Below are 17,526 nucleotides of genomic sequence, written 5' to 3'. Positions count from 1 at the left end.
GTCAACTGCTCTACCAACTGAGCTAACGACCCACTCTGGCATCGCTTTGGGCTTGTTTGATATCCCTTGGCAACGGCGGCATATATTACTGATTTCAGAATTCAGCGCAACTAAAATTTCGATAAAGATCACTTAACTGCTGGTGATTCAGGCGACAAGACCAGAAATAACGCGATTTCTGGTCATGCCGTAATCAACCAAGAGCATTAAGACGTTTTTGCGCTTGTTTCGCACCGTCGGTGCCGGGGAATTTACTGATCACCTGCTGGTAAACCGCTTTCGCTTTCGCGGTATCACCCTTGTCCTGCATGATCACGCCGACCTTAAACATGGCGTCAGGCGCTTTTGGCGATTTCGGGTAGTTCTTCACCACCGAGGCGAAGTAAAACGCCGCATCGTCTTTTTTCCCCTTATTGTAATTCAACTGTCCGAGCCAATAGTTGGCGTTCGGCTGATAAGTTGAATCCGGGTACTTTTTAACGAAGTTCTGAAACGCCACCATTGCGTCATCCTGGCGTGAAGCATCCTTCACCAGGGCAATGGCCGCATTGTAATCGGTGTTCGCATCGCCGGTCATCGCCGGGGCGCCTGACGAGGCCGCTGGCGCTGCGCTGGTAGCAGCCGCGCTCTGATCGCCGGAAGACGATGGAGCCTGCGTACCTGATGCTGCCGCTGCGCCGCCGCCACCGCTGCTCAGACTATCTATCTGCAGCAGAATCTGCTTCTGGCGCTCAACGATCTGATTCAGCTGATATTGGTTCTCCTGGATCTGGCCACGGAGAGAATCAATGTCAGTCTGGTTATCAGAGAGTTGTTGCTGGAGTTGGGTTAAAAGCTGGCTGTGAGCATTGGAAATACGCTCGAGTTGAGTGACGCGGTCTTCGACCGAGCCTGAGCCGACACTACTGATTGGCGCCTGAGCAAAAGCGGCCCAGGGGGCCGCTATGCCAACCAGTAACGACAGACTCAATAAATGATGTCTGAAGTTACTGCTCATGCAATTCTCTTAGTAAACCAGTACGGCGCGACGGTTTTTGGCATATGCCGCTTCGTCATGACCCAGTACTGCTGGTTTTTCTTTACCGTAAGAAACGATGGAGATCTGATCGGCAGAAACACCTTTGCCCTGCAGATACATCTTAACGGCGTTAGCACGACGCTCACCCAGAGCGATGTTGTATTCCGGCGTACCGCGCTCATCCGCGTGACCTTCTACAGTCACTTTGTAGGACGGGTTGCTGCGCAGGAAGTTCGCATGCGCGTCCAGCATGGCAGCGAAGTCAGAACGGATATCGTACTTGTCCAGATCGAAGTAAACGATGTTGTTCTGTTGCAGCTGCTGCATCTGCAGACGAGCTTGCTCTTCAGAAGACATGTTGCCGCCGTTACCGTTAGCGTCCATACCAGTGCCGGCACCCAGCATGCCTTCACCGCTCTGGTCGTTGCTGGCGTTCTTGTTAGAAGAACATGCCGCGATTGCCATAACCGGCAGAGCGATCATCAGCCCTTTCAGCACTTTGTTCAGTTGCATTTCTTTGATTCCTTTAATAATCAATTATTTATTATCACAGATACGGCGACCAGGCAGGCGATTTTACCTGTCCATCAGTTGCCGGAAGACGCGCTTTGAAACGCCCATCTGTAGAAACCAGATTCAGCACGGATCCCATCCCCTGAGAAGAGCTGTAGATTACCATAGTGCCGTTAGGTGCCAGACTTGGCGTTTCGTCTAAAAACGTTGATGACAGAACCTGTACACCACCCGCTTCCAGATCTTGTTTGGCAATGTGCTGCTGACCGCCGGCCGAGCTGACCATTACCATGGTTTTACCATCCGCGCTCACGTCGGCGTCCTGGTTCTGTGAACCTTCCCAGGTGATACGCTGCGGCGTGCCGCCATTGATGTTGACTTTATACACCTGCGGACGACCGGCCTGGTCAGAGGTGAAGGCCAGGTTCTGGCTGTCCGGGAACCAGCTTGGTTCGGTGTTGTTGCTGCGACCGTTAGTCACCTGACGAATCTGACCGGAGCCCAGATCCATCACGTACAGGTTCAGGCTACCGGTTTTCGACAGCGCGAAGGCCAACTTAGAGCCATCCGGAGAGAACGCCGGCGCGCCGTTGTGCTGCGGGAAGGAGGCGATCTGACGCACAGCGCCGTTCGCCAGGGTCTGAACCACCAGCGCAGAACGACCACTTTCAAAGGTCACGTAAGCCAGTTTAGAACCGTCCGGAGACCAGGCCGGGGACATCAGCGGCTGGGAGGAACGGTGAACAAGGAACTGGTTGTAACCATCGTAGTCGGACACGCGCAGTTCGTAAGGGAACTGGCCGCCGTTTTTCTGCACCACGTAGGCGATACGGGTACGGAAGGCGCCCTTGATGCCGGTCAGCTTCTCAAATACCGCGTCGCTGGCAGCGTGCGCTGCGTAGCGCAGGTACTGTTTAGTGACTTTAAAAGAGCCTTGCGCCAGCGTTGTACCCGGCGCACCGCCGGTATCCACCAGCTGATATGCTACCTGATAAGAACCATCCGGGTTTGACGTGACCTGACCGACGACCACGGCGTCGATACCCAGCGCAGACCAGGCAGCAGGCTGCACTTCCTGGGCACTGGTCGGCTGCTGCGGCAGACGCGAGCGATCCAGCGGGTTAAATTTACCACTGTTGCGCAGGTCAGCTGCCACGATACCGCCAACATCTTCAGGCGCAGCGCCCTGGCCGGCCCACTGGAACGGTACCACGCCGATAGGGCGTGCCGAGTCCACCCCCTGGGTGATCTCGATACGTACTTCTGCGTGCAGCACCGCCGCCCACAGCATTAAAAAACCAAATGCTACTCGTAATGCCTGCTTCATCATATCTCCCTTATCCGGGCGGAAAGCCCACGATAATTTAGCAGAATGTTAACAAACTCAAATATACAAAACTACCAAAACCCTGTGACTACCATAGATTGTTTTTCCCCGTTTGCACGGGGAAAAATATCACTGAGGTTTGAAGTCCAGTGGCGCATTTTTGAAGACTTCATATACTGCCTGGCTAGGTGGTTTCGGGAACTTAGCCTGCCGGGCTGCGGCAAGAGCGGCCTGGCATAGAGCAGGATCACCACCTTCGGACTGTATATTTAACAACAGGCCGTCAGGAGCAAGTTTGATACGCAAGGTACATGTTTTGCCTGCATAGGACGATGCGTCATAAAACTTACTTTCAATCGCCGACTTTATCTGCCCGGCATAGTTATTGATATCAGCCCCCGAGGCACTGTTTTTAGTATTACCACTCCCGGCAGCAGAGGCATTGTTTCCTTTGGCTCCTCCGCCTGTTTTAGGCGCATTCTTACCCGAACTCAGATCGCCAAGCAGGTCGTCAACGCCGTCCGCTTCTTTCGCGGCAGCCGCTTTCTTCGCTGCCGCCGCTTTTGCTGCTGCCGCTTTGGCCGCTTTATCGGCCACTGCCTTCTCAGCCGCAGCCGCTTTGGCTGCCGCCGCTTTTTCAGCTGCGGCGGCTTTTTCGGCGGCGGCCTTCTCTGCGGCCGCTTTTTGGGCGGCAGCTTTCTCAGCGGCTTTTTCGGCGGCTTTTTCTGCTGCCGCTTTTTCAGCCGCAGCTTGCTTAGCCGCCTCCTGCTGGGCCTTCTTCTCTGCTTCCTGCTGCGCTTTCTTCGCCGCTGCCGCTTCCGCTTTCTTCTGCGCTTCTGCTGCGGCTTTCGCCGCTTCGGCTTCCGCCTGTTTCTTCGCATCGGCTGCCGCTTTCGCGGCGGCGGCATCGGCCTGTTTCTTCGCGTCAGCGGCGGCTTTAGCCGCTGCCAGCTCAGCCGCTTTTGCCTGGGCATCCGCCTTCGCTTTTGCGTCGGCAGCAGCTTTGGCAGCCGCTTCCTGCGCTTCTTTAGCCTGCGCATCCGCTTTGGCTTTCGCCGCCGCGGCAGCCTTGGCAGCCGCTTCCTCAGCCTGCTTCTGCTGTTCCTTCGCTTCTTTCGCCGCTTCCTGCGCCTGCAGCCGTTCCTGTTCGAGCTGTTTCAGCCGTTCCTGTTCCGCTGCCTGTTTCTCACGTAACTCTTCCGCCTGCTGCTGCGCCTGTTTTTCACGCTGCTCAGCGGCGCGACGTGCGCTGGCCTGCTGCTGTTGCTGACGGTTATAGTTATTTACCACCGCCCCCGGATCGACCATGACGGCATCAATGGACGATCCCCCGCCGCCGCCGGCAGAGGCATCCAGATGCTCGTCAAACGAACTCCAGATCAGCAGCGCGATCAGAATGATGTGCAGCGCGACTGAAATGATGATCGCTCGTTTAAGCTTGTCGTTTTGTTCGGTTGCCTTTGACACTATCGGTTCCCAAAAACTGTTCGCCTGTACCCGCGATGCACGCCGACGGCGAGCGATACTCACCATCGGACGCCACGCGGACGCACATACCTGAAGCGATTAAATAGGTTTGGTCATCAAGCCGACCGATTTAACCCCTGCACTATGCAACAGGTTCAGCGCTTTAATAATTTCATCGTAAGGGACGTCTTTCGCACCGCCGATCAGGAATACCGTTTTCTCATTGGCTTCAAGACGACGCTTCGCTTCGGCAATCACCTGCTCCGGCGGCAGCTGGGACAGCGTCTCCTGCCCCACTTTCACGCTGTACTGCCCTACCCCGGAGACTTCCACAATCACCGGCGGATCGTCATTGCTTTTCACCGCTTGCGATTCCGTGGCGTCCGGCAGATCGACTTCCACGCTCTGCGTAATGATGGGCGCCGTTGCCATAAAGATCAGCAGCAGTACCAGCAGGACATCCAGCAGCGGAACGATGTTGATCTCGGACTTCAGTTCGCGACGTCCGCGTCCACGTGCTCTGGCCATGGCTTACCCCTTATTGCTTTCGCTGGTGGTAAAGGCCTGACGGTGCAGAATAGCGGTGAACTCTTCCATAAAGTTGTCGTAGTTCAGTTCAAGCTTGTTCACGCGCTGGTTCAGGCGGTTGTACGCCATGACCGCCGGGATCGCGGCGAACAGACCGATCGCGGTGGCGATCAGCGCTTCGGCGATACCTGGCGCCACCATCTGCAGGGTGGCCTGCTTCACCGCGCCAAGGGCGATAAAGGCATGCATAATCCCCCAGACAGTACCGAACAGACCGATATACGGGCTGATGGAGCCTACGGTGCCGAGGAACGGGATATGGGTTTCCAGCGTTTCCAGCTCGCGGTTCATCGAAATACGCATCGCGCGCGATGCCCCTTCGACAATCGCTTCCGGCGCATGGCTGTTGGCCCGATGCAGGCGCGCAAATTCTTTGAAACCGCTGTAGAAGATTTGTTCCGAACCGGTCAGGTTATCGCGACGCCCCTGGCTCTCCTGGTACAAACGGGACAGCTCGATCCCGGACCAGAATTTGTCCTCGAACGCTTCAGCTTCACGCGCGGCCGAGTTAAGGATACGCGTTCTCTGAATAATGATAGCCCAGGAAGCGATAGAAAAACCAATCAAAATCAACATGATAAGTTTAACCAGAAGGCTCGCCTTCAGGAACAAATCAAGGATATTCATGTCAGTCACTGCTTAAACTCCGCGACAATAGACTTGGGAAGCGCACGTGGCTTCATTAAGAGTGGATCAACGCACACAATGAGAACCTCAGCTTCGTTTAACACTGTATTCTCGGCGTTGACGATTCGCTGCGTGAAAACCAAAGAGGTGCCGCGCATCGAGGTAATTTCCGTCTGGACTTCGAGCATGTCGTCGAGTCTGGCGGGGGCAAAATACTCCAGCGTCATTTTGCGAACCACGAAGGCAACGCGTTCAGCCAACAGCACCTGTTGACTAAAGTGATGGTGGCGCAGCATCTCTGTGCGTGCTCTTTCATAAAAAGCGACGTAACTGGCGTGGTAAACCACACCACCGGCGTCGGTATCTTCGTAGTAGACCCGAACCGGCCATCGAAACAGCGTTGTATTCACTTTACATCCCGGTAATGCAAAAAAAGGTTAGAGCTTTCAAACTTCGCTACTATACGCGCGGGAAAGGTGGTTTGGAATGGGGGAAAGTAAACGGGGCGTAAATTTTTATGGGCTTATGCAAGCCCATACCATTAACAGAGATCTCTTATTCAAAAGAAGAAAAAGAAGAGACCCAAAGCGAGCACGATATCAGCGATAAGCGGACAAAAAATCCCCTGCCAGTGAACGGCACGCGGACGGAAGCCCACGCCGTGAATAACGCCGCTGCAAACCGCCCACATCAGCAAGAAACCATGCCAGATTTCCAGCTCGCTGGTCTTCGCCGCAAAGCGCGACGGATCCCAGAAGATGCAGCCGGCCAGCAGCAGCGCCATCAATAAGGAAAGCGCCCTTAACGGGCGCTTGTCCATTATCGCATACATATACTTTATCATTCACGTCGCCTCTTTGTTGGCTACGTCTGCTTACCCCAGTCACTTACTGGTGTAAGCTCCTGGGGATTCACAGACTTGCCGCCTCGATGCAATCCGAATGATTTCGTATATCGCATCACGATAATACTCATCAGTGTTCTTCTTTACCTGCTTTGGTGGCTTCCACGTGCTCAAGCGCCAGCGCGGTAATCACCCCAAAGGCACAGGCAAGAAGCGTTCCCAAAATCCATGCGAAGTACCACATATATAGCTCCTTACCTTAGTACAGCGAGTGGGTGTTCTTTTCGATGTCTTCGCGCGTAATGCGGCCGAACATCTTCCAGTAACACCAGCTGGTGTAGGCCAGAATGATCGGCACGAAGACAATCGCCACGTAGGTCATCAGGTTCAGCGTCCGCTGACTGGAGGTCGCGTCCCACATCGTCAGGCTGGCGTTCAGCATGGTGCTGGACGGCATGATGAACGGGAACATCGCAATACCGGCGGTCAGAATGATGCAGGCCAGGGTCAGCGAGGAGAACAGGAATGCCCACGCGCCTTTATCCGCTTTAGTCGAGACGACGGTCAGCAGCGGCAGCACCACGCCCAGGGCAGGAACGGCCCACAGCGCTGGCATGTTATTAAAGTTCACCATCCATGCACCGGCCTCACGCACGACTTCTTTAGTCAGCGGGTTAGACGGGCCGCTATGATCCATTACTGATTTCACCACATAGCCGTCGATGCCGTAGTAGACCCACACACCGGCCAGCGCGAAGCAGACCAGCGTCACCAGCGCCGCCACCGTGGAAACGGTGCGGGTACGCAGGTGCAGTTCGCCTACGGTACGCATCTGCAGGTAGGTGGCACCCTGAGTCAGGATCATCGCCACGCTGACGATACCGGCCAGCAGACCAAACGGGTTCAGCAGCTGGAAGAAGTTTCCGGTATAGAACAGACGCAGGTATTCATCGACGTGGAACGGCACGCCCTGCAACAGGTTGCCGAAGGCCACACCAATCACCAGCGGCGGCACGAAGCTACCGATGAAGATGCCCCAGTCCCACATGTTGCGCCAGCGGGTGTCCTCGATCTTGGAACGGTAGTCAAAACCGACCGGACGGAAGAACAGCGAAGCCAGCACCAGAATCATCGCCACATAGAAGCCAGAGAACGCTGCGGCGTAAACCATCGGCCAGGCCGCGAACAGCGCGCCGCCGGCGGTGATCAGCCACACCTGGTTACCGTCCCAGTGCGGAGCGATGGCGTTGATCATAATCCGACGCTCGGTGTCGTTACGGCCGAGGAAACGGGTGAGCATGCCCACCCCCATGTCGAACCCGTCGGCGACAGCGAAGCCAATCAGCAGAATGCCAATCAGCAGCCACCAGATAAAACGCAATACTTCATAATCGATCATTTGACGACTCCTGTCTTAGCGTGCCGACTGAATAGCCGCAGAGGACTGTTCAAAGTGATAGCGGCCGGTTTTCAGGCTGCTAGGTCCTTTGCGGGCAAACTTGAACATCAGGAACAGTTCAGCCACCAGGAACAGCGTGTACAGACCGCAGATCAGCAACATTGAGAAGATCAGATCGCCTGCGGTCAACGACGAGTTGGCCACCGCGGTCGGCAGGACCTCACCAATCGCCCACGGCTGACGGCCATACTCGGCAACAAACCAGCCTGACTCCACGGCAATCCACGGCAGCGGCAGGCCAAAGAACGCGGCGCGCAGCAGCCATTTTTTCTCGCCAATGCGGTTACGAATCACGCTCCAGAAGGAGGCGCCGATAATCAACAGCATCAGGATGCCGCACGCCACCATGATACGGAAGGCGAAGTACAGCGGGGCGACGCTTGGAATAGAGTCTTTGGTCGCTTTGGCGATCTGCTCTTCCGTGGCGTCAGCGACGTTCGGGGTATAGCGCTTCAGCAACAGGCCATAGCCGAGGTCTTTCTTCACGCTATTGAACTGGTCACGCACGGCCTGGTCGGTCGAACCGGCGCGCAGCTGCTCCAGTAGCGCGTACGCTTTCATCCCGTTACGGATACGCTCTTCGTGCTGAACCATCAGATCTTTCAGGCCGATAACCGGCTTATCCACCGAGCGGGTGGCGATGATGCCCAGCGCGTAAGGGATCTGGATCGCGAAGTGGTTGGTCTGCGCATTCTGATCGGGAATACCAAACAGAGTAAAGGCAGCCGGCGCCGGCTGGGTTTCCCACTCAGCTTCGATAGCCGCCAGTTTGGTTTTCTGCACGTCACCCATTTCGTAACCGGATTCGTCACCCAGCACAATAACGGAGAGGATCGCCGCCATACCGAAGCTGGCTGCGATGGCAAAGGAGCGCTTAGCAAAGGCAAAGTCGCGGCCTTTCAGCATATACCAGGAGCTGATAGCCAGGATGAACATCGCGCCGGTGACATAGCCCGACGCCACGGTGTGAACGAATTTCACCTGAGCAACCGGGTTGAGCACCAGTTCGGAGAAGCTGACCATCTCCATACGCATGGTTTCAAAGTTGAAGTCCGATGCGATAGGGTTCTGCATCCAGCCGTTAGCGACGAGGATCCACAGCGCGGAGAGGTTGGAGCCCAGTGCGACCAGCCAGGTGACGGCCATGTGCTGAACTTTACCCAGACGATCCCAACCGAAGAAGAACAGACCTACAAAGGTGGATTCGAGGAAGAAGGCCATCAGACCTTCAATGGCCAGCGGCGCACCGAAGATATCGCCCACATAGTGTGAGTAATACGACCAGTTAGTCCCGAACTGGAACTCCATGGTCAGACCGGTCGCCACACCCAGCGCGAAGTTGATACCAAACAACTTGCCCCAGAATTTGGTCATATCTTTATAAATCTGTTTGCCGGAAAGGACGTAAACCGTTTCCATGATGGCCAGCAGGAACGCCATACCGAGCGTTAGCGGCACAAAAAGGAAGTGGTACATCGCGGTCAAGGCAAACTGTAAGCGCGACAGTTCGACTATATCTAACATCATGACTCCTTGCTCATCGCATGAAGACTCCGAAAATGAACCGAGAAGCTCTGGCTCATACGCATGCCCCAATACAAAAGTTATTTGTTGGCCCGTCCGCAGCGCGTTTCACCTGAAAGTGAAGCCACGCCACGTCAAGGTTACAAATACGTTAACGAAAACCCAATTGATTCCCCAATATATTACGCCGCAATAACCTTACAATAAATATGTTTTTATTGTTCCAGTTTTACATTTTTCGACGGTGATCAATATATAGCGAAGATAGCCTGTTTAGGCCAATTTGACTTGCGACAATTTAACGTTTTTTGAAGAATTTTTCCAAGCATTAAGCATTGATATAAATCAATTTTTACTCTACGTGTTAATTATGTAGCTCAATAAAGAATATTGGTGAACTTAATGTTAATATTGTGTTTAAAGTATGGCTTGCTTGGTTACTGAAAAGAGAGATATGAGAATCATAGGTAATATTATTTAACGCCGCGGGGAAAATGAAAAAAAATGCGCCGATCCTAATAATGCTAGACTGCTCACAGTATTTTTCCTGTTTTCTTATGCCCTTCTCTTCTGTTTTTTCACAATCTAAAACCCTTGCCTGTCGCGAATTGCGGAAATATTTCCTTCAGCAACCACGCTGCCGGGATTATATTCATGAAATAATTCATAAAATCAATATGATAGATAAGGTTTTTCACGGAGCAGGCATTCCGCCGGTTCAGCGGATGTTCTGGCGAGATGGATAACGCCCATAAAAAAGGCCACCTGACGGTGGCCAACCATGTCGAAATCGGACAGATTTCTGCTTCGGAGAAGCAGAGAGGGTTTACTTGATGATAGCTTTCAGCGCTTCGCCGATATCGGCCAGGCTGCGAACGGTTTTCACACCAGCGGCTTCCAGGGCTGCGAATTTCTCATCAGCAGTACCTTTACCGCCAGCGATGATGGCGCCCGCGTGGCCCATACGCTTGCCTTTCGGCGCGGTCACGCCCGCGATGTAGCCGACAACCGGCTTGGTCACGTGCTCTTTGATGTAGGCTGCCGCTTCTTCTTCCGCGCTGCCGCCGATCTCACCGATCATCACGATCGCTTCGGTCTGCGGATCTTCCTGGAACAACTTCAGGATATCGATGAAGTTGGAGCCCGGGATCGGGTCGCCGCCGATACCGACGCAGGTAGACTGGCCGAAGCCGTAGTCGGTGGTCTGCTTAACCGCTTCATAGGTCAGGGTACCGGAACGGGAAACGATGCCCACTTTACCCGGCTTGTGAATGTGGCCAGGCATGATGCCGATTTTGCACTCGCCCGGGGTGATAACGCCTGGGCAGTTCGGGCCAATCATGCGCACGCCCGCTTCGTCCAGCTTCACTTTCACAGTCAGCATATCCAGCGTCGGGATACCTTCGGTGATGGTGATAATCAGCTTAATGCCCGCGTCGATTGCTTCCAGAATGGAGTCTTTGCAGAACGGTGCAGGAACGTAGATAACGGTCGCGGTCGCGCCGGTCGCTTCAACGGCTTCGCGCACGGTGTTGAACACCGGCAGACCCAGATGGGTGGTGCCGCCTTTGCCTGGCGTCACGCCGCCAACCATTTGCGTACCGTAAGCGATCGCTTGTTCAGAGTGGAAGGTCCCCTGGCTACCGGTGAAGCCCTGGCAGATAACCTTGGTATCTTTATTAATTAAAACTGACATTATTTCCCCTCCACTGCGGCAACAACCTGCTGTGCTGCGTCCGTCAGACTTTTCGCTGCAATAATATTCAGGCCGCTGTCAGCCAGTTTTTTTGCGCCCAGTTCGGCGTTGTTACCTTCCAGACGAACCACGACCGGAACGTTAACCCCAACTTCCGCTACCGCGCCGATGATGCCGTCAGCGATCAGGTCGCAACGTACGATACCGCCGAAGATGTTAACCAGAACCGCTTTAACGTTGTCGTCAGAGAGGATGATTTTGAACGCTTCGGTCACGCGCTCTTTGGTGGCGCCGCCGCCAACGTCGAGGAAGTTAGCCGGTTCGCCGCCGTGCAGCTTAACGATGTCCATGGTGCCCATCGCCAGGCCTGCGCCGTTAACCATGCAACCGATGTTGCCGTCGAGCGCAACGTAGTTCAGTTCCCACTGCGCCGCCTGCGCTTCGCGCGGATCTTCCTGAGACTGGTCGCGCATTTCGCGCAGATCCGGCTGGCGGAACAGCGCGTTGCCGTCAGCGCCCAGTTTGCCGTCGAGGCAGATCAGGTCGCCCTGCTTAGTGATAACCAACGGGTTGATTTCGATCAGCGCCAGGTCGCGCTCAAGGAAAATGGTCGCCAGACCCATGAAAATCTTGGTGAACTGCTGAACCTGCTTACCTTCCAGACCCAGTTTGAACGCCAGTTCACGCCCCTGATAAGGCATCGGGCCCGCCAGCGGATCGATGGCGATCTTGTGGATCAGGTGCGGGGTTTCTTCCGCGACTTTTTCGATTTCCACGCCGCCTTCAGTCGACGCCATGAACACCACGCGACGGGAGCTACGATCAACGACCGCGCCCAGATACAGCTCTTTATCGATATCGGTCGCTGCTTCCACCAGAATCTGGTTGACCGGCTGGCCGTTAGCATCGGTTTGGTAAGTCACCAGGCGTTTGCCCAGCCAATGCTCAGCAAAAGCGCGGATCTCTTCTTTGCTCTTAACTACTTTCACACCGCCCGCTTTACCGCGGCCACCAGCGTGAACCTGACATTTCACTACCCACGGACCCGCGCCGATTTTTGAAGCGGCTTCTTCTGCTTCACGCGGAGTAGTACAGGCATAACCCACCGGCGCCGGTAAGCCATAGCGGGCAAAAAGTTGTTTTGCCTGATATTCATGTAAGTTCATGTGTTCAGTCCATCCTTCAGGGTGTAATTATCTTTAAACCTGTAGGCCTGATAAGACGCGCTAGCGTCGCCATCAGGCATCTCATCAACGCCGGATGGCGGCAAAAATGCCTTATCCGACCTACGGTAAGTCATACTCTTACTGACTACACGTCCAGCAGCAGACGAGTCGGATCTTCCAGCAGCTCTTTAATCGCCACCAGGAAGCCAACCGATTCACGCCCATCGATCAGACGGTGGTCATAGGAGAGCGCCAGGTACATCATCGGCAGGATCTCTACCTTGCCATTCACCGCCATCGGACGGTCTTTAATGGCATGCATACCCAGGATGGCGCTCTGCGGTGGGTTGATGATCGGCGTGGACATCAGGGAACCGAAGACGCCGCCGTTGGTAATGGTGAAGTTACCGCCGGTCAGGTCATCTACGGTCAGCTTGCCGTCACGGCCTTTCACCGCCAGCTCTTTGATATTCTTTTCGATGTCCGCCATGCCCAGCAGGTCAACGTCACGCAGAACCGGGGTTACCAGGCCGCGCGGAGTGGACACTGCCATGCTGACATCGAAGTAGTTGTGGTAAACCACGTCGTCGCCATCGATGGAAGCATTCACTTCCGGGTAGCGTTTCAGCGCTTCAACCACCGCTTTCACGTAGAAGGACATGAAGCCCAGACGGATACCGTGACGTTTTTCGAAGGCATCGCCGTACTGCTTACGCAGATCCATAATCGGCTTCATGTTGACTTCGTTAAAGGTCGTCAGCATGGCGGTGGAATTTTTCGCTTCCAGCAGACGCTCGGCCACGCGTTTACGCAGACGGGTCATCGGGACGCGTTTTTCTGAACGGTGACCCAGCTGCGGCGCTGGTGTCGCTGCCGCGGTAGCCGCTGGCGCTTTGGCTTCAGCCGCCGCCGGGGCTTTCGCCAGATGTTTCTCGACGTCTTCACGAGTCAGACGGCCACCCACGCCGGTACCTTTGATGGCAGCGGCGTCGAGGTTGTGCTCCGCCAGCAGACGACGGATCGCCGGGCTGAGCGCATCGTTGTTCTGCTCTTCCAGAGAAGCCTGCTGGCGCTGCGCCGGGGTGGACGCTTTCGCATCCGCTTTTTCGCTGGTTTCTTTACCTGCGCTGTTGCCTTCACGCAGGCGGCCAAGGATCTGGCGAGACAGGACGGTAGCGCCCTCGTCTTCCAGCACTGCATCCAGAATGCCGTCCGCTGATGCCGGTACTTCCAGTACCACTTTGTCAGTTTCGATTTCGACCAGAACTTCGTCACGGACGACCGCGTCGCCCGGTTTTTTATGCCAGGTGGCGACGGTTGCGTCAGCTACGGACTCAGGCAGGTCGGGAACCAGAATATCTACGCTACTCATTGTGTATCCTTTAATTAATCGACGTTCAGCGCGTCATTGACCAGATCTTGTTGCTGTTTCTGGTGAACGGACATGTACCCTACCGCCGGAGAGGCGGAGGCCGGGCGGCCTGCATAACGCAGAGAGGCCCCAAATGGAACTACTTCACGAAGGTGGTGCTGGCTGCAGTACCATGCGCCCTGGTTGAGCGGCTCTTCCTGGCACCAGACAAAATCATGTACGTGCGAGTAAGCTTTCAGCGCTTCCTGCACCGCCTGATGCGGGAACGGGTAGAGCTGTTCGATACGCACGATGGCGACATCTTTTTGCTCGTTTTTGCGGCGCTGTTCCAGCAGGTCGTAGTAAACCTTACCAGAGCACAGTACGACGCGCTTCACGGCTTGCGGATCGAGTTCGTCGATTTCGCCGATGGCCGGCATAAAGGTGCCGTTCGCCAGTTCGTCCATGCTGGAGACCGCCAGCGGGTGGCGCAGCAGAGACTTCGGCGACATCACCACCAGCGGACGGCGCATACCGCGCAGCGCCTGACGACGCAGCATATGGTAAACCTGTGCCGGGGTGGACGGTACGCAAACCTGCATGTTCTGCTCAGCGCACAGCTGCAGATAGCGTTCCAGACGCGCGGAGGAGTGCTCCGGGCCCTGCCCTTCGTAGCCGTGCGGCAGCAACATCACCAGACCGCACATCCGGCCCCATTTCTGTTCGCCAGAGGAGATGAACTGATCAATCACCACCTGCGCGCCGTTGGCGAAGTCGCCGAACTGCGCTTCCCAGATGGTCAGCGTACGCGGCTCTGCGGTGGCGTAACCGTATTCGAACGCCAGCACGGCTTCTTCAGACAGCACCGAGTCCCAGACGCGGAACTGGCCCTGGCCGTTGTGCACATGCTGCAGCGGGGTATAGGTAGAACCGTTGCTCTGGTTATGGATAACCGCGTGACGGTGGAAGAAGGTGCCGCGACCGGAGTCTTCACCGGACAGGCGCACCGGAATGCCTTCGTCAACCAGGGTGGCATAAGCCAGGTTTTCAGCGCCGCCCCAATCGAACAGCTTCTCGCCGGCGGCCATCAGTTGGCGATCGCCGTAGATTTTCGCTACACGGGACTGCATTTCGATACCTTCCGGCACCGTACTGATGCGTTTAGCCAGCTCTTGCAGACGTTTCGGATCCACTTTATCCGGATAGCTCTCGTCCCACTCGTGGTTGAGGTAGGGAGACCAGGTAAAGGAGTGCATATTCATCGGACGCCACTCCTCTACCACGCATTCGCCGGCATCCAGCGCATCGCGGTAAAGGTTAACCTGCTCAGTCGCGTCTTCCAGCGTCGCAACTTTCTCCTGCTCCAGCTTGTCAGCATAGATTTTGCGCGGGGTCGGATGCTTTTTGATTTTCTGGTACATCAGCGGCTGGGTTGCGCTCGGCTCGTCGGCTTCGTTATGGCCGTGACGGCGGTAGCACACCAGGTCGATGAAGACATCGCGTTTGAAGGTATTACGGAAATCCAGCGCCAGACGGGTAACGAAAGCAACGGCTTCCGGGTCATCCGCGTTAACGTGGAAAATCGGCGCCTGAACCATCTTACCGATATCGGTACAGTATGGCGTAGAACGCGCATCCAGCGGGTTGGAGGTGGTAAAGCCAACCTGGTTGTTGATAACGATACGCACGGTACCGCCGACTTCGTAACCGCGGGCTTTCGACATGTTCAGGGTTTCCTGAACCACGCCCTGGCCGGTAACGGCGGCGTCGCCGTGGATGGTAATAGGCAGAACTTTGTTGCTGCTTGGCTCGTCCAGACGATCCAGACGGGCGCGTACGGAACCGATAACCACCGGGCTGACGATCTCCAGGTGCGACGGGTTAAACGCCAGCGCCAGGTGGACCAGACCGCCTTCGGTTTCCATATCGGAAGAGAAGCCCATGTGGTACTTCACGTCGCCGGTGCCGAGGTGTTCTTTATGTTTGCCCGCGAACTCGTCGAACAGGTCCTGCGGTTTTTTACCCAGCACGTTGACCAGCACGTTCAGACGGCCACGGTGCGCCATGCCCAGCACCACTTCGCGGGTGCCGCTTTTGCCTGCATGGCGGATCATCTCTTTGAGCATCGGGATCAGGGCATCACCCCCTTCCAGCGAGAAGCGTTTCGCCCCCGGGAATTTGGCGCCGAGGTAGCGTTCCAGCCCTTCTGCAGCGGTCAGTTCACTGAGGAAGCGCTTTTTCTCTGCCGCGGTGAAGCTCGCTTTACCGGCTACCGATTCAATACGCTGCTGGATCCAGCGTTTTTCCTCAGTAGAGGTGATATGCATGTATTCCGCGCCGATGGAGCCGCAGTAGGTTTGCTTGAGGGCGGCAATCAGGTCGCCCAGCTTCATCGTGTCTTTACCGATGGCGAATGAACCTACGTTATAGCTATCCTGGAAATCGGCCTCGGTCAGATCGTGGTAGGCCGGATCAAGATCCGCCACTCTCTCTTGCTTCCACAGTCCCAGCGGATCGAGATTCGCATGCTGGTGGCCACGGAAACGGTATGCGTTGATGAGCTGCAGGACTTTAACCTGCTTCACATTGGTGTCAGGGTCGGAAATCGAAGAAGTGTAACGTGAGGCATCCTTCGCCAGTCGACGGAAATAATCACGTGTTTTGGAATGGAATTGATCCGGTTTAACTCCGGTGCCAGGTAACTGCTGGAACATCGAACGCCAGTTGGCGTCAACAGAGTCAGGATCGGTTAAGAAGTCTTCATAGAGCTGTTCTATCCAGCTCTGGTTCGAACCAGAGAGGAAAGAAGAGTCCAGCCAGGCTTTCATTGCGCCGTTCTGCATCGTGATCCCTTAAGCACTTTTATGCTTATTTCGCCGTAGAAACTACCACGCACACCGAGTGCACGTGCCGGGGTTCACTTGTTGCGGACGAGTTGTGGTTTCTATCCGCTAAGGAACCTTTAAAAACTGCCATTAATCTTCAGCGTTCAGGCTGCGGTTGCGTTGGCTGCCTTCGCTTACCCCGGTCACATAGTTCACTATGCTCCCGGGGATGCGCTCAGTTGCCGCCTTACCTCGCACTGAACGCCTCGATTACTGGTACATCTTGTGGCGGTTTTTAAAGATTTCCTGCTATCTGTCCCCCGGCAGCGCTAACGCTTGCCGGGGCTACTGCTTTGGTAGCCCGGATAAGCGCAAGCGCCATCCGGGACAGACCGTGTTGCTTACGCGCTGCGCTGCAGCAGCATCGACTTAATATGGCCGATGGCGCGCGTCGGGTTAAGCCCTTTAGGACACACACTGACGCAGTTCATAATGCTGTGACAGCGGAATACGCTGAAAGCATCGCTCAGGCCTTCCAGGCGCTCGCTGGTTTCGGTATCGCGACTGTCGATCAGGAAGCGATACGCGGCCAGCAGGCCAGCCGGGCCGATGAACTTGTCCGGGTTCCACCAGAACGACGGGCACGAGGTTGAACAACATGCGCACAGAATACACTCGTACAGACCATCGAGTTTCTCACGCTGCTCAGGCATCTGCAGATGCTCGCGAGCCGGAGGATTTTGCCCATTATTCAACAAGTAAGGCTTAATCTTCTCATATTGTGCATAGAATTGCCCCATGTCCACCACCAAATCACGGATAACCGGTAATCCTGGCAGCGGACGGATAACAATCTTCTTGCCCGGCTGATTCAGCGCGGAGATTGGCGTGATGCACGCCAGACCGTTTTTCCCGTTCATGTTCAGACCATCGGAACCGCAAACCCCTTCACGGCAGGAGCGGCGGAACGACAGCGACGGATCTTTTTCTTTCAGCTGGATCAGCGCATCCAGCAGCATCATGTCACGACCTTCTTCCGCTTCGAGGGTGTAATCCTGCATATGCGGAGCGTCGTCAACATCCGGGTTATAGCGATAAATTGAAAACTCGAGTTTCATTTT

General features: G+C 55.4%; 16 protein-coding genes and 1 tRNA gene (1 of these 17 running past the window's edge). All 17 read right to left on the bottom strand.

All coding sequences use genetic code 11. From position 1 onward, the window contains the following. Positions 1–32 (bottom strand) — tRNA-OTHER (locus HMPREF3096_RS15430); it reaches 50 nt to the left of the window's first position. Positions 33–193: 161 nt separating this feature from the next. After that, the gene (gene cpoB, locus HMPREF3096_RS15425; protein ID WP_023297237.1) at positions 194–997 is read right to left on the bottom strand and encodes a cell division protein CpoB; all 804 of its coding nucleotides are present in this window, start codon (positions 995–997) and stop codon (positions 194–196) included. A 9-nt stretch (positions 998–1,006) separates the two neighbouring features. Continuing rightward, positions 1,007–1,531: a peptidoglycan-associated lipoprotein Pal gene (gene pal / locus HMPREF3096_RS15420; protein WP_002895068.1), complete on the bottom strand. Its 525-nt coding sequence runs from the start codon at positions 1,529–1,531 to the stop codon at positions 1,007–1,009. Positions 1,532–1,565: 34 nt separating this feature from the next. Then, positions 1,566–2,858, bottom strand: a complete 1,293-nt coding sequence (gene tolB, locus HMPREF3096_RS15415) for a Tol-Pal system beta propeller repeat protein TolB (protein WP_008805693.1) — start codon at positions 2,856–2,858, stop codon at positions 1,566–1,568. A gap of 129 nt (positions 2,859–2,987) precedes the next feature. Next, on the bottom strand, positions 2,988–4,325 hold the full coding sequence (tolA, locus tag HMPREF3096_RS15410) for a cell envelope integrity protein TolA (protein ID WP_070544521.1): 1,338 nt from the start codon (positions 4,323–4,325) through the stop codon (positions 2,988–2,990). Between the two features lie 99 nt (positions 4,326–4,424). Then, positions 4,425–4,853 (bottom strand): colicin uptake protein TolR, encoded by a 429-nt coding sequence (gene tolR, locus HMPREF3096_RS15405; protein ID WP_002895061.1) that lies wholly within the window; start codon positions 4,851–4,853, stop codon positions 4,425–4,427. Positions 4,854–4,856: 3 nt separating this feature from the next. Further along, positions 4,857–5,549 (bottom strand): Tol-Pal system protein TolQ, encoded by a 693-nt coding sequence (tolQ, locus tag HMPREF3096_RS15400; RefSeq protein ID WP_004152221.1) that lies wholly within the window; start codon positions 5,547–5,549, stop codon positions 4,857–4,859. Continuing rightward, positions 5,546–5,950, bottom strand: a complete 405-nt coding sequence (gene ybgC, locus HMPREF3096_RS15395; RefSeq protein ID WP_002895056.1) for a tol-pal system-associated acyl-CoA thioesterase — start codon at positions 5,948–5,950, stop codon at positions 5,546–5,548. Before ybgC ends, tolQ begins: the two co-directional genes overlap by 4 nt. Positions 5,951–6,099: 149 nt before the next feature. Further along, a complete protein-coding gene (gene ybgE, locus HMPREF3096_RS15390) occupies positions 6,100–6,384 on the bottom strand; it encodes a cyd operon protein YbgE (protein ID WP_008805691.1) in 285 nt (94 codons plus the stop codon). A 130-nt stretch (positions 6,385–6,514) separates the two neighbouring features. Next, entirely contained in the window at positions 6,515–6,628 is a 114-nt protein-coding gene (gene cydX, locus HMPREF3096_RS15385; protein WP_004100325.1) for a cytochrome bd-I oxidase subunit CydX, read from the bottom strand. Positions 6,629–6,643: 15 nt separating this feature from the next. Continuing rightward, complete coding sequence (cydB, locus tag HMPREF3096_RS15380) at positions 6,644–7,783, bottom strand: cytochrome d ubiquinol oxidase subunit II (RefSeq protein WP_008805690.1); 1,140 nt, start codon at positions 7,781–7,783, stop codon at positions 6,644–6,646. Between the two features lie 15 nt (positions 7,784–7,798). After that, positions 7,799–9,367: a cytochrome ubiquinol oxidase subunit I gene (gene cydA / locus HMPREF3096_RS15375; RefSeq protein ID WP_012542427.1), complete on the bottom strand. Its 1,569-nt coding sequence runs from the start codon at positions 9,365–9,367 to the stop codon at positions 7,799–7,801. Between the two features lie 826 nt (positions 9,368–10,193). After that, positions 10,194–11,063 (bottom strand): succinate--CoA ligase subunit alpha, encoded by an 870-nt coding sequence (gene sucD, locus HMPREF3096_RS15370; protein WP_004885990.1) that lies wholly within the window; start codon positions 11,061–11,063, stop codon positions 10,194–10,196. Next, complete coding sequence (gene sucC, locus HMPREF3096_RS15365) at positions 11,063–12,229, bottom strand: ADP-forming succinate--CoA ligase subunit beta (protein ID WP_002895039.1); 1,167 nt, start codon at positions 12,227–12,229, stop codon at positions 11,063–11,065. Before sucC ends, sucD begins: the two co-directional genes overlap by 1 nt. 145 nt (positions 12,230–12,374) lie before the next feature. Next, positions 12,375–13,601, bottom strand: a complete 1,227-nt coding sequence (gene odhB, locus HMPREF3096_RS15360) for a 2-oxoglutarate dehydrogenase complex dihydrolipoyllysine-residue succinyltransferase (RefSeq protein ID WP_012542428.1) — start codon at positions 13,599–13,601, stop codon at positions 12,375–12,377. A 14-nt stretch (positions 13,602–13,615) separates the two neighbouring features. Then, positions 13,616–16,423, bottom strand: coding sequence for a 2-oxoglutarate dehydrogenase E1 component (sucA, locus tag HMPREF3096_RS15355; protein ID WP_008805687.1), 2,808 nt, complete (start codon positions 16,421–16,423; stop codon positions 13,616–13,618). Positions 16,424–16,806: 383 nt separating this feature from the next. Further along, positions 16,807–17,523: a succinate dehydrogenase iron-sulfur subunit SdhB gene (sdhB, locus tag HMPREF3096_RS15350; RefSeq protein ID WP_008805686.1), complete on the bottom strand. Its 717-nt coding sequence runs from the start codon at positions 17,521–17,523 to the stop codon at positions 16,807–16,809. Between the last annotated feature and the right edge of the window lie 3 nt (positions 17,524–17,526).

It is taken from the genome of Klebsiella sp. HMSC25G12 (assembly GCF_001807705.1).
In the GTDB taxonomy this organism is placed as follows: Bacteria; Pseudomonadota; Gammaproteobacteria; order Enterobacterales; family Enterobacteriaceae; genus Klebsiella; species Klebsiella variicola.
The sequence above is the reverse complement of the archived record's forward strand: the minus strand, read 5'-3'. Positions and strand labels throughout refer to the sequence as shown.